This window comes from Klebsiella sp. X1-16S-Nf21 (genome assembly GCF_002837615.1).
Taxonomy (GTDB): domain Bacteria; phylum Pseudomonadota; class Gammaproteobacteria; order Enterobacterales; family Enterobacteriaceae; genus Klebsiella; species Klebsiella variicola.
Map to the genome: position 1 here is coordinate 1 of NZ_PJDK01000072.1, position 14,932 is coordinate 14,932.

Below are 14,932 nucleotides of genomic sequence, written 5' to 3' on the forward strand. Positions count from 1 at the left end.
TGATCCCCTATGAGGAGGATTGCGTGACGCGCCTGATCCAGGATGACGTGAACGAAACCGCCTATCAGCGGATCAAACACTGGACCATCAGCGACCTGCGCGAATACGTGCTCAACGACGAGGTCACCAGCGACGATATCGCCTTTGTCCGCAAAGGGCTGACCTCCGAGGTGGTGGCGGCGGTGGCCAAGATCTGCTCCAACGCCGATCTGATCTATGGCGGCAAAAAAATGCCGGTGATCAAAAAAGCCAATACCACCATCGGTCTGCCGGGGACCTTTAGCTGCCGCCTGCAGCCGAACGATACCCGCGACGACGTGCAGAGTATTGCCGCGCAAATCTACGAAGGGCTCTCCTTCGGCGCGGGCGACGCGGTGATTGGCGTCAACCCGGTCACTGACGACGTGGAGAACCTGAGTCGCGTGCTGGATACGGTGTACGGGGTGATCGACAAGTTTTCCATCCCGACCCAGGGCTGCGTGCTGGCGCACGTCACCACCCAGATCGAAGCTATCCGCCGCGGCGCGCCGGGGGGGCTTATCTTCCAGAGCATCTGCGGCAGCGAAAAAGGGCTAAAAGAGTTCGGCGTCGAACTGGCGATGCTCGATGAAGCGCGGGCGGTGGGAGCGGAGTTTAACCGCATCGCCGGGGAGAACTGTCTTTACTTTGAAACCGGGCAGGGCTCGGCGCTCTCCGCGGGCGCTAACTTCGGCGCCGACCAGGTGACGATGGAAGCGCGTAACTATGGCCTGGCGCGGCACTACGATCCGTTCCTCGTCAACACCGTGGTGGGCTTTATCGGGCCGGAGTACCTCTATAACGACCGACAAATTATTCGCGCCGGGCTGGAAGACCACTTTATGGGCAAGCTGAGCGGCATCTCGATGGGCTGCGACTGCTGCTACACCAACCATGCCGATGCCGATCAGAACCTCAACGAAAACCTGATGATCCTGCTGGCGACCGCTGGCTGCAACTACATCATGGGCATGCCGCTCGGCGACGACATCATGCTCAACTACCAGACTACCGCCTTCCACGATACCGCGACCGTGCGCCAGCTGCTGGGTCTGCGTCCGTCACCGGAGTTCGAAGGCTGGCTGGAACGGATGGGCATTATGGCAAATGGTCGTCTGACCAAACGGGCGGGCGATCCGTCACTGTTCTTCTGATGACGCGGGGATGACACATCATGGATCAAAAACAGATTGAAGACATTGTACGCAGCGTAATGGCGTCAATGGGACAGCCACAGACACAGCCAGAGGCCCCCGTAGCGACGACGCCGGCCTGCCACGCTGCCGCGTGCGCCACCGACGCAACAGTGGAAAGCTGCGCGCTGGATCTGGGCTCTGCGGAAGCGAAAGCCTGGATTGGCGTACAACATCCGCACCGCGCGGAAGTGCTGACCGAACTGAAACGCAGCACCGCAGCGCGCGTTTGCACCGGTCGCGCCGGTCCGCGTCCGCGCACCCTCGCGTTGCTGCGCTTCCTGGCGGATCACTCGCGCTCGAAAGATACGGTGCTCAAAGAGGTGCCGGAGGCGTGGGTGAAAGCGCAGGGGCTGCTGGAAGTGCGTTCGGAAATCAGCGACAAAAATCGCTACCTCACGCGCCCCGATCTGGGACGCCGTCTCAGTCCGGAGGCCATCGATGCGCTGAAGGCGCAGTGCGTGATGGATCCGGATGTGCAGGTGGTGGTGTCCGATGGCCTGTCGACGGATGCCATCACCGCCAACTACGAAGAGATCCTGCCGCCGCTGCTTGCCGGCCTGAAACAGGCGGGTCTGAAGGTCGGGACGCCGTTCTTCGTGCGCTATGGCCGCGTCAAGATTGAAGATCAGATCGGCGAGATCCTCGGCGCGAAGGTGGTGATCCTGCTGGTTGGCGAGCGCCCGGGACTTGGCCAGTCAGAGAGCCTCTCCTGCTACGCGGTGTACTCCCCGCGGGTGGCGACCACCGTCGAGGCCGACCGGACCTGTATCTCCAATATTCACCAGGGCGGCACCCCGCCGGTAGAAGCCGCCGCGGTGATCGTGGATTTAGCCAAACGCATGCTGGAGCAGAAAGCCTCCGGTATCAACATGAGCCGTTAAGGAGGCATCATGCCCGCATTAGATTTGATTCGACCCTCGGTCACTGCCATGCGCGTCATTGCCTCGGTGAATGACGGTTTTGCCCGGGAGCTTAAATTACCGCCACATATACGTAGCCTCGGACTCATCACGGCAGATTCTGATGACGTGACGTATATTGCCGCCGATGAAGCGACAAAGCAGGCGATGGTGGAGGTGGTCTATGGCCGCTCCCTGTATGCCGGAGCAGCTCACGGCCCGTCGCCCACCGCCGGTGAAGTGCTGATTATGCTCGGCGGCCCGAACCCGGCGGAAGTTCGCGCCGGGCTGGATGCCATGATGGCGCATATTGAAAGCGGGGCGGCGTTCCAGTGGGCTAACGACGCGCAAGATACCGCGTTTCTGGCGCACGTGGTGTCGCGTACCGGCTCTTATCTTTCATCCACCGCTGGCATCGCGTTGGGCGATCCGATCGCTTATCTGGTGGCGCCGCCGCTGGAGGCGACGTACGGCATCGATGCGGCGATGAAGTCTGCCGACGTTCAGCTGGTGACCTACGTCCCGCCGCCGTCGGAAACCAACTATTCGGCCGCCTTTTTGACGGGAAGTCAGGCCGCCTGTAAAGCCGCCTGCAACGCCTTTACCGATGCCGTTCTCGATATTGCCCGTCATCCTGTTCAGCGTGCGTAACGGAGGGAGCGATGATCAATGCGCTGGGATTGCTGGAAGTGGAGGGCATGGTCGCCGCTGTAGACGCCGCGGATGCCATGCTCAAGGCGGCCAATGTGCGCCTGCTCAGTCATGAAGTGCTCGACCCCGGCAGATTGACGCTGGTGGTGGAGGGGGATCTGGCGGCCTGTCGTGCCGCGCTGGATGCCGGAAGCGTAGCGGCGGAGCGAACCGGATGTGTGATCAGCCGTCGGGAAATCGGCCGTCCGGAAGAGGATACCCAGTGGCTGATCGGCGGCTTTCAGCCACCGCCGCCAGCGCCCCTGCCGCCTGCTGACCCGGCATCATCGGAAGCGTTACTGACGCTGCTGGCATCAGTTCGTCAGGGCATGACGGCCGGCGAGGTGGCCGCGCATTTTGCCTGGCCGCTGGATAAGGCCCGCCAGGCGCTGGATCAGCTCTTTTCCGCAGGGACGCTACGCAAACGCAGTAGCCGCTATCGTCTCAAAAATCCATAACCTGTCGGAGGTGCCGGGAGCGGCTTGCCCCCGGCTTTAACGATTATGAAAAAGCGTCGTTCTGCAAATTTGCACCATCTCTGTTGCGAGGCGTTGCCGGAAGACACCAGGCTGACGCCCCAGGTTGAAATTGACAATATTCATCAACGACACACAACCGATGTGTATGAGCACGCCCTGACCATTACCGCCTGGCAACAGATTTACGATCAGCTGCATCCGGGGCAGTTTCGCGGCGAGTTTACCGAAATTCTGCTCGATGAGATCCAGGTCTTTCGCGAATTTACCGGGCTGGCGCTGCGCCAGTCCTGCGTGGTCTGGCCGAACTCCTTTTGGTTTGGTATTCCGGCGGCGCGGGGAGAGCAGGGGTTTATTGGTTCGCAGTGCCTGGGCCGGGCAGAAATCGCCACCCGTCCCGGCGGTACGGAGTTCGAGCTCAGCACACCGGATGATTACACCATCCTCGGTGTGGTGATTTCAGAGGCGGTGATTTCTCGCCATGCCAGTTTCCTGCACCACCCGGAGCGAGTGCTGCATATGCTACGCAACCAGTCAGCGCTGGCAGTTCGGGAGCCGCATAAGGCCGCGCTGTGGGGGTTTGTGCAGCAGGCGCTGGCCACCTTCAGCGAGCATCCGGATACCCTTCATCAGCCTGTGGTGCGCAAGGTGCTGCGGGATAATCTGTTGCTGGCGATGGGGACGATGCTGGAAGAGGCGCAGCCGATGGTGAGCGCGGAGAGTATCAGCCACCAGAGCTACCGCCGCCTGCTGGCGCAGGCCCGCGAATATGTGCTGGAAAACAGCGCGGAGCCGCTAACCGTTCTCGACCTGTGCCAGCAGCTGTACGTCAGCCGTCGCACCCTGCAAAACGCCTTCCATGCGATTCTGGGGATTGGCCCCAACGCCTGGCTCAAACGGATCCGTCTGAACGCCGTACGCCGGGAGCTGATAAGTCCTTGGTCAGAGCGGGAGACGGTCAAGGAGGCGGCCATGCAGTGGGGATTCTGGCATCTGGGGCAGTTCGCCACCGACTATCAGCAGCTGTTTGCTGAGAAACCGTCGATGACGCTGCACCATCGCCTGCGCCAGTGGGTGTGAGCGAAGCGACGCCGCTGCCGGGTGGCCAGCCGCCATCCGGCCGTTACAGCCAGTCGCGCACCTGAATAAACTCGCTCAGCGCCGCCTCGGGACTGCCGGGCTCGGGCTGATAATCATATTCCCAGCGCACCAGCGGCGGCATCGACATCAGAATCGACTCCGTACGCCCGCCGGTCTGCAGGCCGAACAGGGTGCCGCGGTCCCAGACCAGATTGAACTCGACGTAGCGGCCGCGGCGATAGAGCTGAAAGTGGCGCTCGCGCTCGCCGTACGGCATGGCTTTTCGGCGTTCGACGATGGGTAAATAGGCGTCAGCATAGCCGTTCCCGACCGCTTGCATAAAGGCGAAGCAGTGGTCAAAATCCGGGGTATTCAGGTCGTCAAAGAACAGACCGCCGATACCGCGCTGCTCCTGGCGGTGCTTGAGATAGAAGTAATCATCGCACCATTTTTTATAGCGCGGATAGACGGCTTCGCCGAACGGCAGACACAGATCGCGGGCGGTACGATGCCAGTGGACGGCATCCTCTTCAAAGCCGTAGTAAGGGGTTAAATCGAAGCCGCCGCCGAACCACCACACCGGGTCGGCGCCAGGCTTTTCGGCAATAAAGAACCGCACGTTGGCATGGCTGGTGGGCACATAGGGGTTAAGCGGATGAACCACCAGCGAGACGCCCATGGCTTCAAAGCTGCGTCCGGCCAGCTCCGGGCGATGGGCCGTTGCCGAGGCGGGCATCGCATCGCCATGGACGTGAGAAAAGTTAACCCCGGCCTGTTCGAACACGTTGCCGTCGCGCAACACCCGGCTGCGCCCGCCGCCACCGCCTTCCCGCTGCCAGGCGTCTTCAATAAACGGTGCGCCATCGACAGCGCTCAGCTGCTGGCAAAGGTTGTCCTGGAGCTGGAGCAGAAAAGTTTTAACCTGCGCGGCATCGGGTTTCATTAACGTCTCTTCGAATGGGCTTTCTGGTTATCGAACCAGTGGAAATAGCTGATAATGCCGTTGGCAATCGCGGTGGCGATTTTCTGCCGGAAAGCGGTGGTGCCGAGCAGTTTCTCCTCGTTCGGGTTGGTGATAAACGAGGTTTCCACCAGCACGGACGGAATGGACGGCGACTTCAGCACCACGAACGCCGCCTGCTCGGTATTGCGGCTGTGCAGCTTATGCACCGGTTTGATCTTTTTCAGGATATGCGAGCCCAGCGTCAGGCTGTTTTTAATGGTGTCGGTCTGCACCAGATCGAACAGCACCTGCTGCAGCAGATGATCTTTATCGGTCGCTTTCTTACCGGCAACTTCATCGGCGCGGTTTTCGCGGTCGGAGAGGTATTTTGCCATGGCGCTACTGGCGCCGCGGTTTGACAGCGCAAACACCGAGGCGCCGGCGGCGCTCGGGTTGGTGAAGCCGTCGGCATGGATCGACATAAACAGATCGGCGCCGTGCTGATGGGCAATCTCCACGCGGTCGTACAGCGGGATAAAGGTATCGCCGGTGCGGGTCAGGCGGGCGTCGATGCCGTTGCTGCGCAAAATGCTGCGCACGTTCTTAGCGATCGCCAGCACCACATGCTTCTCTTTCGAACCGTTATGGCCGATAGCCCCGGTGTCGATACCGCCGTGGCCCGGGTCGAGCATCACAACGCGGCGGGCGCCGGCCTTTTTAGCGGCGGGTTTGCTGTGTCCATTTGATGTTTTCAGTGGCTGCTCTTTTGCGCTGACCTGTGCGGCGACGCCACTCAGCGTCATCGCAGCCAGCCCGGCTTTCAGCACCTGACGGCGCGAAGCAAGTATTTTTAAGGGTTTAAAAGTGCTCATTCGGCCTGAATTGTAAACAAGTGATGTCCAATGTTATATCGTATCGCGTTTGCCGTTACGACCATTCAAAATAAGAATTGTTTTACTTTTCATTTCAATACATGACAAAGTCATATTATGCCATTTTTTGTCGCTGATTTCGCCTGATATTGGCTATCAGTTATATTCGCGCCATAATCACTGTTTTTAACCGTCAATGGTGGGGAATACCATGGAGATTCGCGTTTTTCGCCAGCAGGATTTCGAAGAGGTTGTGACGCTGTGGGAGCGCTGCGATCTGCTGCGCCCGTGGAACGATCCGGAGATGGATATTGAGCGCAAGCTGAATCATGACGTCAGCCTGTTTCTGGTGGCGGAAGTGAATGGCGAAGTGGTCGGCACGGTGATGGGCGGATATGACGGTCATCGCGGATCGGCCTATTATCTCGGCGTCCATCCGGAATATCGTGGCCGGGGTATCGCGAACGCGCTGCTCAACCGGCTCGAGAAAAAGCTGATTGCCCGCGGCTGCCCGAAAATCAACATTATGGTTCGTGAAGACAACGACGTGGTGCAGGGAATGTATGAGCGGCTGGGCTATGAATACGCCGATGTCCTGACCCTGGGCAAGCGTCTGATCGAAGATGAAGAATACTGAGTTTATCCCCGCCGATTTTGATGCCCATGGCCGTCTGCGCCTGCCTTTGCTCTTCTGGTGCGTGCTGTTGTTGCAGGCCCGCACGTGGGTGCTGTTTTTGATGGCCGGCGCATCGCGCCAGCAGGGCGACGCGATTCTTAATCTGTTCTATCCCGATCACGACCGCTTCTGGCTCGGTTTACTCCCCGGCGTGCCGGCGGTGCTGGCCTTTCTGCTTAGCGGCTACCGTCAGCGCCTGCCGCGCGCGTGGCGGGCGATGCGCTGGCTGCTGGTGCTATCGCAATTGCTGCTGTTGCTGTGGCAGCCGATGCTATGGCTGAGCGGCGAATCTCCCTCCTCGCTGACCATCGGGCTGCTGGTGGCGGATGGTTATGCCCTGTGGTGGCTGTTAACCAGCCGTCGCCTGGGCGCCTGTTTTCGCCAGACCACCTTTTAAGGGCACTTTTTGCCGATCGTGAACTCCAACATGCGTTGAATGACTCAGAAAGGATTGTGATATGAAATCGCTACGTTTAATGCTCTGTGCGCTTCCGCTGGCGCTGACCGGCTGCTCCACGATGAGCGCAGTCAACTGGTCGGCGGCCTATCCGTGGAACTGGTTTGGCGCTTCTACCGAGGTGACCGAGCAGGGGGTGGGTAAACTGACGGCTTCCACGCCGCTCAACGAACAGGCTATTAGCGATGCGCTGGGGAGCGACTACCGTTTACGCAGCGGGATGAAGACCGATAAGGGCAATATCGTCCACTATTTTGAAGCGCTGAAAGACAACAGCGTGGCGCTGACCATCAATGGCGACAACGGTACCATCAGCCGGATTGACGTGCGTGATGCCGAAATCAAAACCGCCAGCGGCGTGAAAATCGGCACACCGTTTAGCGACCTGTACAGCAAAGCCTTCGGCAACTGCCAGAAAGGCAGCAATGACAATGGCGCGGTCGTCGAGTGTCAGGCCGAGGGGAGCCAGCATATCAGCTATGCCTTTACCGGCCACTGGAGCGGCCCGGACGAGCTGATGCCCTCCGACGATACGCTGAAAAACTGGAAGGTCAGCAAAATTATCTGGCGTCGCTAAATTGATCTGAAGAGACACGACGGCCCTGAAAAACGGTTACAATGGCGCGTTAGCAACGCGACAGCGTTGTAGTTGCATCATTTCAGGAGGAGCGATGTCTCAGGTTCAGAGCGGCATTTTGCCGGAACATTGCCGCGCGGCGATTTGGATTGAAGCCAATGTCAAAGGGGACGTTAACGCCCTGCGCGAAGCGAGCAAAAATTTTGTCGATAACGTGGCCACCTTCCAGGCTAAATTCCCCGACGCCAAACTCGGGGCGGTGGTGGCGTTCGGCAATAACGTCTGGCGTCAGCTGAGCGGCGGCGAAGGGGCGGAAGAGTTAAAAGATTTCCCGGTCTATGGCAAAGGGCTGGCGCCGTCCACCCAGTATGACCTGCTGATTCATATTTTATCCGCCCGTCATGAAGTTAACTTCTCGGTGGCGCAGGCCGCGATGGCCGCCTTTGGCGACGCTATCGACGTGAAAGAAGAGATCCACGGTTTCCGTTGGGTGGAAGAGCGTGATCTCAGCGGCTTCGTCGACGGCACCGAAAACCCGGCGGGGGAAGAAACCCGCCGCGAAGTGGCGGTGATCAAAGACGGCGTGGATGCAGGCGGCAGCTACGTGTTTGTCCAGCGCTGGGAGCATAATCTCAAACAGCTGAACCGCATGAGCGTACCGGATCAGGAGATGATGATCGGCCGTACCAAAGAAGCCAACGAAGAGATCGATGGCGACGAGCGTCCGGTCACGTCGCACCTGAGCCGCGTGGACTTAAAAGAAGATGGCAAAGGGCTGAAAATCGTCCGTCAGAGCCTGCCGTACGGCACCGCCAGCGGCACCCATGGTCTCTATTTCTGCGCCTACTGCGCGCGCCTGTATAACATCGAGCAGCAGCTGCTGAGCATGTTCGGCGATACCGACGGCAAACGCGACGCGATGCTGCGCTTCACTAAACCGGTGACCGGCGGCTATTACTTCGCGCCATCCCTGGAGCGTATTCAGGCGCTGTAATTTTTTCCCCTCACCCTAACCCTCTCCCCAAGGGGGAGAGGGAACCGTTCGGTGCGGTTATGGAATCTGCGTGCGGACTCTCTTTCTCCCTCTCCCTCAGGGAGAGGGGCGGGGTGAGGGCATCGGCGACTCAAGCGCTTCAAGTATTCTCTGCATCACCGCATCTTCATACTCTTCAAACTCATTATTCCAGAAGCGTAAAACCCGCCATCCCTGGCTCTGTAGCCAGCGGGTGCGGCGAACATCGTAGGCACGCCTCTCATCGTGTTGGCCGCCGTTCAGTTCAATCGCCAGCCGTGTTGCACAGCAGGCAAAATCGAGAATATAGGGACCCACGGGATGCTGGCGGCGAAACTTATAGCAAGCAAAATGGCGGTTGCGCAGTAAGTACCATAGTCGACGTTCTGTTGGCGTTAAGCTACGTCTGAGCTGACGAGCAAATATCTGTGTGTTTTTCATATAAACACAGTGCACGCCTGGCTGCCGTTTGTCACAATGACACGTCTAATCTGCGAGCCGCTTTCAGCAAAGCTTTGCCAGTTGCTTATTCTCTTTTCGACTTCCAAATCGCCAAACGGTATATAAAACCGTTACTCCTTTCGTACCCGTTATAAATATGATGATCATCAGAAAATGTTCAACGTTGATAAGGGTGCGCAATGGCCGTTAAATCACTGAAAAAAGGATATCTGGCGCTGGCGGCTTCCATGCTGCTGGCCGCGCAGGCGCAGGCGACAGAGCTGCTGAACAGCTCCTATGATGTCTCCCGCGAGCTGTTTGCCGCCCTTAACCCGCCTTTTGAGCAGCAGTGGGCGAAGGACAATGGCGGGGACACGCTGACGATTAAGCAGTCGCATGCCGGTTCATCCAAGCAGGCGCTGGCTATTTTGCAGGGCCTGAAGGCGGACGTGGTCACCTACAACCAGGTGACGGACGTGCAGATCCTGCATGACAAGGGCAACCTGATCCCGGCCGACTGGCAAAGCCGCCTGCCGAACAACAGCTCACCGTTCTATTCGACGATGGGTTTCCTGGTGCGTAAAGGCAACCCGAAAAACATTCATGACTGGAACGATCTGGTTCGCTCTGACGTCAAGCTGATTTTCCCGAACCCGAAAACCTCGGGTAACGCCCGATACACCTACCTGGCGGCATGGGGCGCGGCGGATAAAGCCGACGGCGGCGATAAAGCCAAAACCGAACAGTTTATGACCCAGTTTCTGAAGAACGTCGAAGTCTTTGATACCGGCGGACGCGGGGCGACTACCACTTTTGCTGAACGCGGCCTGGGCGATGTGCTGATTAGCTTCGAATCGGAAGTGAACAATATTCGTAAGCAGTATGAGGCGCAGGGATTTGAAGTGGTGATCCCGAAAACCAACATTCTGGCGGAGTTCCCGGTGGCATGGGTGGATAAAAACGTCAAAGCCAATGGCACGGAAAAGGCGGCGAAAGCCTACCTGAACTGGCTCTACAGCCCGCAGGCGCAAACCATCATTACCGACTACTACTACCGGGTAAACAACCCGAAAGTGATGGACGCCCTGAAGGATAAATTCCCGCAGACCGAGCTGTTCCGCGTAGAGGACAAGTTTGGCTCCTGGCCTGAGGTAATGAAAACCCACTTCGCCAGCGGCGGCGAACTGGACAAACTGCTGGCGGCGGGGCGTAAGTAATGTTTGCTGTGTCGTCCAAGCGCGTGCTGCCGGGCTTTACCCTGAGCCTCGGCACCAGCCTGCTGTTTGTCTGTCTGATTTTGTTATTACCACTCAGTGCGCTGGTGATGCAGCTGGCGCAGATGAGCTGGGCGCAATACTGGGATGTGATCACCAATCCGCAGGTGGTGGCGGCCTATAAGGTGACGCTGCTGTCGGCGTTTGTGGCCTCGATTTTTAACGGCGTCTTTGGTCTGCTGATGGCCTGGATCCTCACTCGCTATCGTTTTCCCGGCCGCACGCTGCTGGATGCCTTAATGGATCTGCCGTTTGCGCTGCCGACGGCTGTGGCCGGCCTGACACTGGCTTCGCTGTTTTCGGTTAACGGAATTTACGGTGAATGGCTGGCGAAGTTCGATATTAAAGTGACCTATACCTGGCTCGGCATCGCCGTGGCGATGGCCTTCACCAGCATCCCGTTCGTGGTACGAACCGTGCAGCCGGTGCTGGAGGAGCTGGGACCCGAGTATGAGGAAGCGGCGGAAACGCTGGGCGCGACGCGCTGGCAGAGTTTCCGCAAAGTGGTGCTGCCGGAGCTGTCGCCGGCGCTGCTGGCGGGCATTGCCCTGTCGTTTACCCGCAGCCTCGGCGAGTTTGGCGCGGTGATTTTTATCGCTGGCAACATCGCGTGGAAGACAGAGGTGACCTCGCTGATGATCTTTATTCGTCTGCAGGAGTTTGACTATCCGGCGGCGAGCGCGATCGCCTCGGTGATCCTGGCCGCCTCACTGCTGCTGCTCTTTTCCATCAATACCCTGCAGAGTCGCTTTGGTCGACGCGTGGTAGGTCACTAATGGCGGAAGTTACTCAATTGAAACGCTACGACGCGCCCCGCATCAACTGGGGGAAATGGTTTCTGATTGGCGTCGGGATGGTGGTCTCCGCCTTCATCCTCGTCGTGCCGATGCTCTATATCTTTATCCAGGCCTTCAGCAAAGGGCTGATGCCGGTGCTGGAAAACCTGGCCAACCCGGACATGCTGCATGCCATCTGGCTGACGGTGATGATTGCGTTGATTACCGTACCGGTGAACCTGGTGTTCGGTACGCTGCTGGCCTGGCTGGTGACACGTTTTACTTTTCCCGGCCGCCAGCTGCTGCTGACGTTACTGGATATCCCGTTCGCCGTCTCGCCGGTGGTGGCCGGTCTGGTGTATCTGCTGTTTTATGGCTCTAACGGCCCGCTGGGCGGCTGGCTTGATGCGCATAACCTGCAGATCATGTTCGCCTGGCCGGGCATGGTGCTGGCGACCATCTTTGTCACCTGTCCGTTTGTGGTGCGCGAGCTGGTGCCGGTGATGATGAGCCAGGGCAGTCATGAAGATGAAGCCGCGGTGCTGCTGGGCGCTTCCGGCTGGCAGATGTTCCGCCGGGTGACGTTGCCGAATATTCGCTGGGCGCTGCTGTACGGCGTGGTATTGACCAATGCCCGCGCCATCGGCGAATTTGGCGCAGTGTCGGTAGTCTCCGGTTCGATTCGTGGAGAAACGCTGTCGCTGCCGCTGCAAATTGAACTACTGGAGCAGGATTACAATACCGTCGGCTCGTTTACCGCTGCGGCCCTGCTGACGTTAATGGCTATTCTGACCCTGTTTTTAAAGAGTATGTTGCAATGGCGTCTGGCCAATCAGAAAGAACGCGCGCAACAGGAGGGAAATCATGAGCATTGAGATTGCCAATATTAAGAAATCGTTTGGTCGCACCCAGGTGCTGAATGATATCTCGCTGGATATCCCTTCCGGACAAATGGTTGCGCTGCTGGGGCCCTCGGGCTCCGGAAAAACCACCTTGCTGCGAATTATCGCCGGGCTGGAGCATCAGACCAGCGGTCATATCCGTTTCCACGGCACCGACGTCAGCCGGATGCACGCCCGCGACCGTAAAGTGGGCTTCGTCTTCCAGCACTATGCGCTGTTCCGTCATATGACGGTGTTCGATAACATCGCCTTTGGCCTGACCGTGCTGCCGCGCCGTGAACGACCCAATGCGGCGGCGATTAAAGCCAAGGTGACCAAACTGCTGGAGATGGTGCAGCTAGCTCATCTGGCGGATCGCTATCCGGCGCAGCTGTCCGGCGGCCAGAAGCAGCGTGTGGCGCTGGCGCGCGCCCTGGCGGTGGAGCCGCAAATTCTGTTGCTGGATGAACCCTTCGGCGCGCTGGATGCGCAGGTGCGTAAAGAGCTGCGCCGCTGGCTGCGTCAGCTGCATGAAGAGTTAAAATTTACCAGCGTGTTCGTCACCCACGATCAGGAAGAGGCGCTGGAAGTTGCTGACCGGGTGGTGGTGATGAGTCAGGGCAACATCGAACAAGCCGATGCCCCGGAGCGCGTGTGGCGTGAACCGTCGACCCGTTTCGTACTGGAGTTTATGGGCGAAGTAAACCGCCTGCAGGGCATTATCCGCGGTGGACAGTTCCACGTTGGCGCGCACCGCTGGCCGTTAGGCTATACCCCAACATACCAGGGGCCGGTGGATCTGTTCCTGCGTCCGTGGGAAGTGGACATCAGCCGCCGGACCAGCCTGGATTCCCCGCTGCCGGTGCAGGTGCTGGAAGCCAGCCCGAAAGGGCACTACACCCAATTAGTCGTTCAGCCTCTGGGGTGGTATGACGAACCGCTGAGCGTGGTGCTGGCAGGCGATGAGGCCCCGTCCCGAGGCGAACGGCTGTTCGTTGGCCTGCAAAACGCGCGCCTGTATAACGGTACCGAGCGTATCGAGCCGCGCGGCGAGCTTGCTCTGGCGGAGTCGGCCTGATAGCTTATTGAGCAGGTCTATCGCCCGGTAAGGCTACGCTTTCCGGGCCTGGAATTTTTACGCGTCTTGTAGGCCGGGTAAGCGAAGCGCAACCCGGCTTTTTTATTGAGTAAAAATCGTGAATACACTCGAACACACCATCGGCAATACCCCTCTGGTCAAGCTTCAGCGTCTGGGTCCTGACAACGGCAGCGAAGTTTGGGTCAAACTCGAAGGCAATAATCCGGCCGGCTCGGTAAAAGACCGCGCCGCGCTGTCAATGATCGTCGAAGCGGAAAAGCGCGGCGAAATTCAGCCCGGCGACGTGCTGATCGAAGCGACCAGCGGTAACACCGGTATTGCGCTGGCGATGATCGCCGCGCTGAAAGGCTATCATATGAAGCTGCTGATGCCTGACAACATGAGCCAGGAGCGCCGGGCGGCGATGCGTGCCTACGGCGCCGAGCTGATTCTGGTCACTAAAGAGCAGGGAATGGAGGGGGCCCGCGACCTGGCCCTTGAGATGGCGCAGCGCGGAGAGGGCAAACTGCTCGATCAGTTTAACAACCCGGATAACCCCTACGCCCACTACACTACCACCGGGCCGGAAATCTGGCAGCAGACCGCGGGACGTATCACCCACTTTGTCTCCAGCATGGGGACCACCGGCACCATTACCGGCGTATCGCGCTTTTTGCGCGAACAGAGTAAACCGGTGGCCATTGTCGGCCTGCAGCCGGAAGAGGGCAGCAGTATTCCCGGGATCCGTCGCTGGCCGGCAGAGTATATGCCGGGGATCTTTAACGCTTCGCTGGTGGATGCGGTGCTGGATATTCATCAGCAGGATGCCGAGAATACCATGCGTCAGCTGGCGGTGCGGGAAGGCATTTTCTGCGGGGTCAGTTCGGGCGGCGCGGTGGCGGGCGCGTTACGCATTGCCCGTGAAAATCCTGGCGCGGTGGTGGTGGCGATCGTCTGCGATCGCGGCGATCGTTACCTTTCCACCGGCGTGTTCGGCGAAGAACATTTTAGCCAGGGGGCTGGCATTTAATCATCAAGCAGGTCGGTGCCGTAGGAGTTATCGACCGTACACAGCCAGCGCTCGCCCTGCTTCTGAAAGACATAGGTGGCGCGCCGTGTGACCTGGGATATCCCGTCCGCCGTCGGGATATTCAGCCGGGTCTCCATAATCACCAGCGCATTGCCGTCGCCTTCAATAACCTCCATTTTCCCCTGAGTCACCACCAGTCGGTGCTGGAAATAGTCAGCAATGGCGATAAAGGCTTTGCGGATATTCTCTTTCCCTCTGACCACCATGCCCGGTTTGACGACCAGCGCGGCGTCTTCTGCGTAATAGGCCATCAGGGTATCGTAATCTTCCTGTGAGATAGCGCGGTCGCAGGCTTCAATGACCGCCTTCAGTGCCAGGTCAGTGTGATGCATCTCTGGTGCTCCTTCTTGTGAGCGATTTGTCCGCCACCGGGACTGTTTTATTCGTCCGGGCGAGCAGGGTATGCAGGTAAGACTGTGCCTGCTTTCGTTTACTTTTTCATTAGTTTATCGGCAGCTGCCATCACTCACCTGTGCGGCAGATGCTTCAACATGCC

General features: G+C 58.8%; 18 protein-coding genes. 14 read left to right on the plus strand and 4 right to left on the minus strand.

Translation table 11 applies throughout. From position 1 onward, the window contains the following. The first annotated feature begins 2 nt into the window (after positions 1 to 2). Genes eutB through eutR form a run of 5 tightly spaced genes read left to right on the plus strand, consistent with a single transcriptional unit; the run spans position 3 to position 4,359 of the window. Entirely contained in the window at positions 3 to 1,172 is a 1,170-nt protein-coding gene (eutB, locus tag CW267_RS24145) for an ethanolamine ammonia-lyase subunit EutB (protein ID WP_101148662.1), read from the plus strand. A 20-nt stretch (positions 1,173 to 1,192) separates the two neighbouring features. Then, complete coding sequence (gene eutC, locus CW267_RS24150; RefSeq protein WP_012967471.1) at positions 1,193 to 2,095, plus strand: ethanolamine ammonia-lyase subunit EutC; 903 nt, start codon at positions 1,193 to 1,195, stop codon at positions 2,093 to 2,095. A 9-nt stretch (positions 2,096 to 2,104) separates the two neighbouring features. After that, positions 2,105 to 2,764: an ethanolamine utilization microcompartment protein EutL gene (eutL, locus tag CW267_RS24155; protein ID WP_008803857.1), complete on the plus strand. Its 660-nt coding sequence runs from the start codon at positions 2,105 to 2,107 to the stop codon at positions 2,762 to 2,764. 11 nt (positions 2,765 to 2,775) lie between these two features. After that, a complete protein-coding gene (gene eutK / locus CW267_RS24160; RefSeq protein WP_008803858.1) occupies positions 2,776 to 3,261 on the plus strand; it encodes an ethanolamine utilization microcompartment protein EutK in 486 nt (161 codons plus the stop codon). A gap of 45 nt (positions 3,262 to 3,306) precedes the next feature. Continuing rightward, positions 3,307 to 4,359, plus strand: a complete 1,053-nt coding sequence (eutR, locus tag CW267_RS24165) for an HTH-type transcriptional regulator EutR (protein ID WP_100781386.1) — start codon at positions 3,307 to 3,309, stop codon at positions 4,357 to 4,359. A 43-nt stretch (positions 4,360 to 4,402) separates the two neighbouring features. On the opposite strand, the gene hemF is transcribed toward eutR, so the two are convergent. Together hemF and amiA are read right to left on the minus strand one after the other, a co-directional pair. Then, positions 4,403 to 5,302 (minus strand): oxygen-dependent coproporphyrinogen oxidase, encoded by a 900-nt coding sequence (gene hemF / locus CW267_RS24170; protein WP_032730877.1) that lies wholly within the window; start codon positions 5,300 to 5,302, stop codon positions 4,403 to 4,405. After that, positions 5,302 to 6,174 (minus strand): N-acetylmuramoyl-L-alanine amidase AmiA, encoded by an 873-nt coding sequence (gene amiA / locus CW267_RS24175; RefSeq protein WP_008803861.1) that lies wholly within the window; start codon positions 6,172 to 6,174, stop codon positions 5,302 to 5,304. The genes hemF and amiA overlap by 1 nt, the downstream gene beginning before the upstream one ends. 211 nt (positions 6,175 to 6,385) lie before the next feature. Here amiA and CW267_RS24180 point away from each other — a divergent pair, with 211 nt between their 5' ends. From CW267_RS24180 to CW267_RS24195, 4 genes are all read left to right on the plus strand, one after another. Continuing rightward, entirely contained in the window at positions 6,386 to 6,811 is a 426-nt protein-coding gene (locus CW267_RS24180) for a GNAT family acetyltransferase (RefSeq protein ID WP_002913637.1), read from the plus strand. Next, entirely contained in the window at positions 6,798 to 7,247 is a 450-nt protein-coding gene (locus CW267_RS24185) for a DUF2919 domain-containing protein (protein ID WP_008803862.1), read from the plus strand. Before CW267_RS24180 ends, CW267_RS24185 begins: the two co-directional genes overlap by 14 nt. 61 nt (positions 7,248 to 7,308) lie before the next feature. Continuing rightward, on the plus strand, positions 7,309 to 7,884 hold the full coding sequence (locus tag CW267_RS24190) for an RpoE-regulated lipoprotein (RefSeq protein ID WP_008803863.1): 576 nt from the start codon (positions 7,309 to 7,311) through the stop codon (positions 7,882 to 7,884). 94 nt (positions 7,885 to 7,978) lie between these two features. Then, positions 7,979 to 8,878: a Dyp-type peroxidase gene (locus tag CW267_RS24195; protein ID WP_008803864.1), complete on the plus strand. Its 900-nt coding sequence runs from the start codon at positions 7,979 to 7,981 to the stop codon at positions 8,876 to 8,878. A 96-nt stretch (positions 8,879 to 8,974) separates the two neighbouring features. Here the strand turns inward: CW267_RS24195 and CW267_RS24200 are convergent, their stop codons facing one another. Next, positions 8,975 to 9,337 (minus strand): endonuclease domain-containing protein, encoded by a 363-nt coding sequence (locus CW267_RS24200; protein ID WP_072025790.1) that lies wholly within the window; start codon positions 9,335 to 9,337, stop codon positions 8,975 to 8,977. A gap of 200 nt (positions 9,338 to 9,537) precedes the next feature. Here CW267_RS24200 and cysP point away from each other — a divergent pair, with 200 nt between their 5' ends. From cysP to cysM, 5 genes are all read left to right on the plus strand, one after another. Next, positions 9,538 to 10,554, plus strand: a complete 1,017-nt coding sequence (gene cysP, locus CW267_RS24205) for a thiosulfate/sulfate ABC transporter substrate-binding protein CysP (RefSeq protein ID WP_008803866.1) — start codon at positions 9,538 to 9,540, stop codon at positions 10,552 to 10,554. Beyond that, positions 10,554 to 11,387 (plus strand): sulfate/thiosulfate ABC transporter permease CysT, encoded by an 834-nt coding sequence (gene cysT / locus CW267_RS24210; RefSeq protein WP_002913626.1) that lies wholly within the window; start codon positions 10,554 to 10,556, stop codon positions 11,385 to 11,387. Before cysP ends, cysT begins: the two co-directional genes overlap by 1 nt. Then, entirely contained in the window at positions 11,387 to 12,262 is an 876-nt protein-coding gene (cysW, locus tag CW267_RS24215) for a sulfate/thiosulfate ABC transporter permease CysW (RefSeq protein ID WP_008803867.1), read from the plus strand. Before cysT ends, cysW begins: the two co-directional genes overlap by 1 nt. Continuing rightward, positions 12,252 to 13,346 (plus strand): sulfate/thiosulfate ABC transporter ATP-binding protein CysA, encoded by a 1,095-nt coding sequence (cysA, locus tag CW267_RS24220; RefSeq protein ID WP_012540937.1) that lies wholly within the window; start codon positions 12,252 to 12,254, stop codon positions 13,344 to 13,346. Before cysW ends, cysA begins: the two co-directional genes overlap by 11 nt. Positions 13,347 to 13,464: 118 nt before the next feature. After that, a complete protein-coding gene (cysM, locus tag CW267_RS24225; protein WP_012540938.1) occupies positions 13,465 to 14,376 on the plus strand; it encodes a cysteine synthase CysM in 912 nt (303 codons plus the stop codon). On the opposite strand, the gene CW267_RS24230 is transcribed toward cysM, so the two are convergent. Further along, positions 14,373 to 14,768, minus strand: a complete 396-nt coding sequence (locus CW267_RS24230; RefSeq protein ID WP_032736076.1) for a YybH family protein — start codon at positions 14,766 to 14,768, stop codon at positions 14,373 to 14,375. The two genes, cysM and CW267_RS24230, sit on opposite strands and share 4 nt — an antisense overlap. Positions 14,769 to 14,932 lie beyond the last annotated feature (164 nt).

Bases quoted from the DNA above. Each gene is read 5' to 3' on its own strand.
- amiA (WP_008803861.1), bottom strand. From the start codon at position 6,174: ATGAGCACTTTTAAACCCTTAAAAATACTTGCTTCGCGCCGTCAGGTG.
- cysA (WP_012540937.1), top strand. From the start codon at position 12,252: ATGAGCATTGAGATTGCCAATATTAAGAAATCGTTTGGTCGCACCCAG.
- eutL (WP_008803857.1), top strand. From the start codon at position 2,105: ATGCCCGCATTAGATTTGATTCGACCCTCGGTCACTGCCATGCGCGTC.
- CW267_RS24185 (WP_008803862.1), top strand. From the start codon at position 6,798: ATGAAGAATACTGAGTTTATCCCCGCCGATTTTGATGCCCATGGCCGT.
- CW267_RS24230 (WP_032736076.1), bottom strand. From the start codon at position 14,768: ATGCATCACACTGACCTGGCACTGAAGGCGGTCATTGAAGCCTGCGAC.
- eutK (WP_008803858.1), top strand. From the start codon at position 2,776: ATGATCAATGCGCTGGGATTGCTGGAAGTGGAGGGCATGGTCGCCGCT.
- hemF (WP_032730877.1), bottom strand. From the start codon at position 5,302: ATGAAACCCGATGCCGCGCAGGTTAAAACTTTTCTGCTCCAGCTCCAG.
- CW267_RS24195 (WP_008803864.1), top strand. From the start codon at position 7,979: ATGTCTCAGGTTCAGAGCGGCATTTTGCCGGAACATTGCCGCGCGGCG.
- CW267_RS24200 (WP_072025790.1), bottom strand. From the start codon at position 9,337: ATGAAAAACACACAGATATTTGCTCGTCAGCTCAGACGTAGCTTAACG.
- CW267_RS24180 (WP_002913637.1), top strand. From the start codon at position 6,386: ATGGAGATTCGCGTTTTTCGCCAGCAGGATTTCGAAGAGGTTGTGACG.
- eutC (WP_012967471.1), top strand. From the start codon at position 1,193: ATGGATCAAAAACAGATTGAAGACATTGTACGCAGCGTAATGGCGTCA.
- cysT (WP_002913626.1), top strand. From the start codon at position 10,554: ATGTTTGCTGTGTCGTCCAAGCGCGTGCTGCCGGGCTTTACCCTGAGC.
- cysP (WP_008803866.1), top strand. From the start codon at position 9,538: ATGGCCGTTAAATCACTGAAAAAAGGATATCTGGCGCTGGCGGCTTCC.
- cysW (WP_008803867.1), top strand. From the start codon at position 11,387: ATGGCGGAAGTTACTCAATTGAAACGCTACGACGCGCCCCGCATCAAC.
- eutR (WP_100781386.1), top strand. From the start codon at position 3,307: ATGAAAAAGCGTCGTTCTGCAAATTTGCACCATCTCTGTTGCGAGGCG.
- CW267_RS24190 (WP_008803863.1), top strand. From the start codon at position 7,309: ATGAAATCGCTACGTTTAATGCTCTGTGCGCTTCCGCTGGCGCTGACC.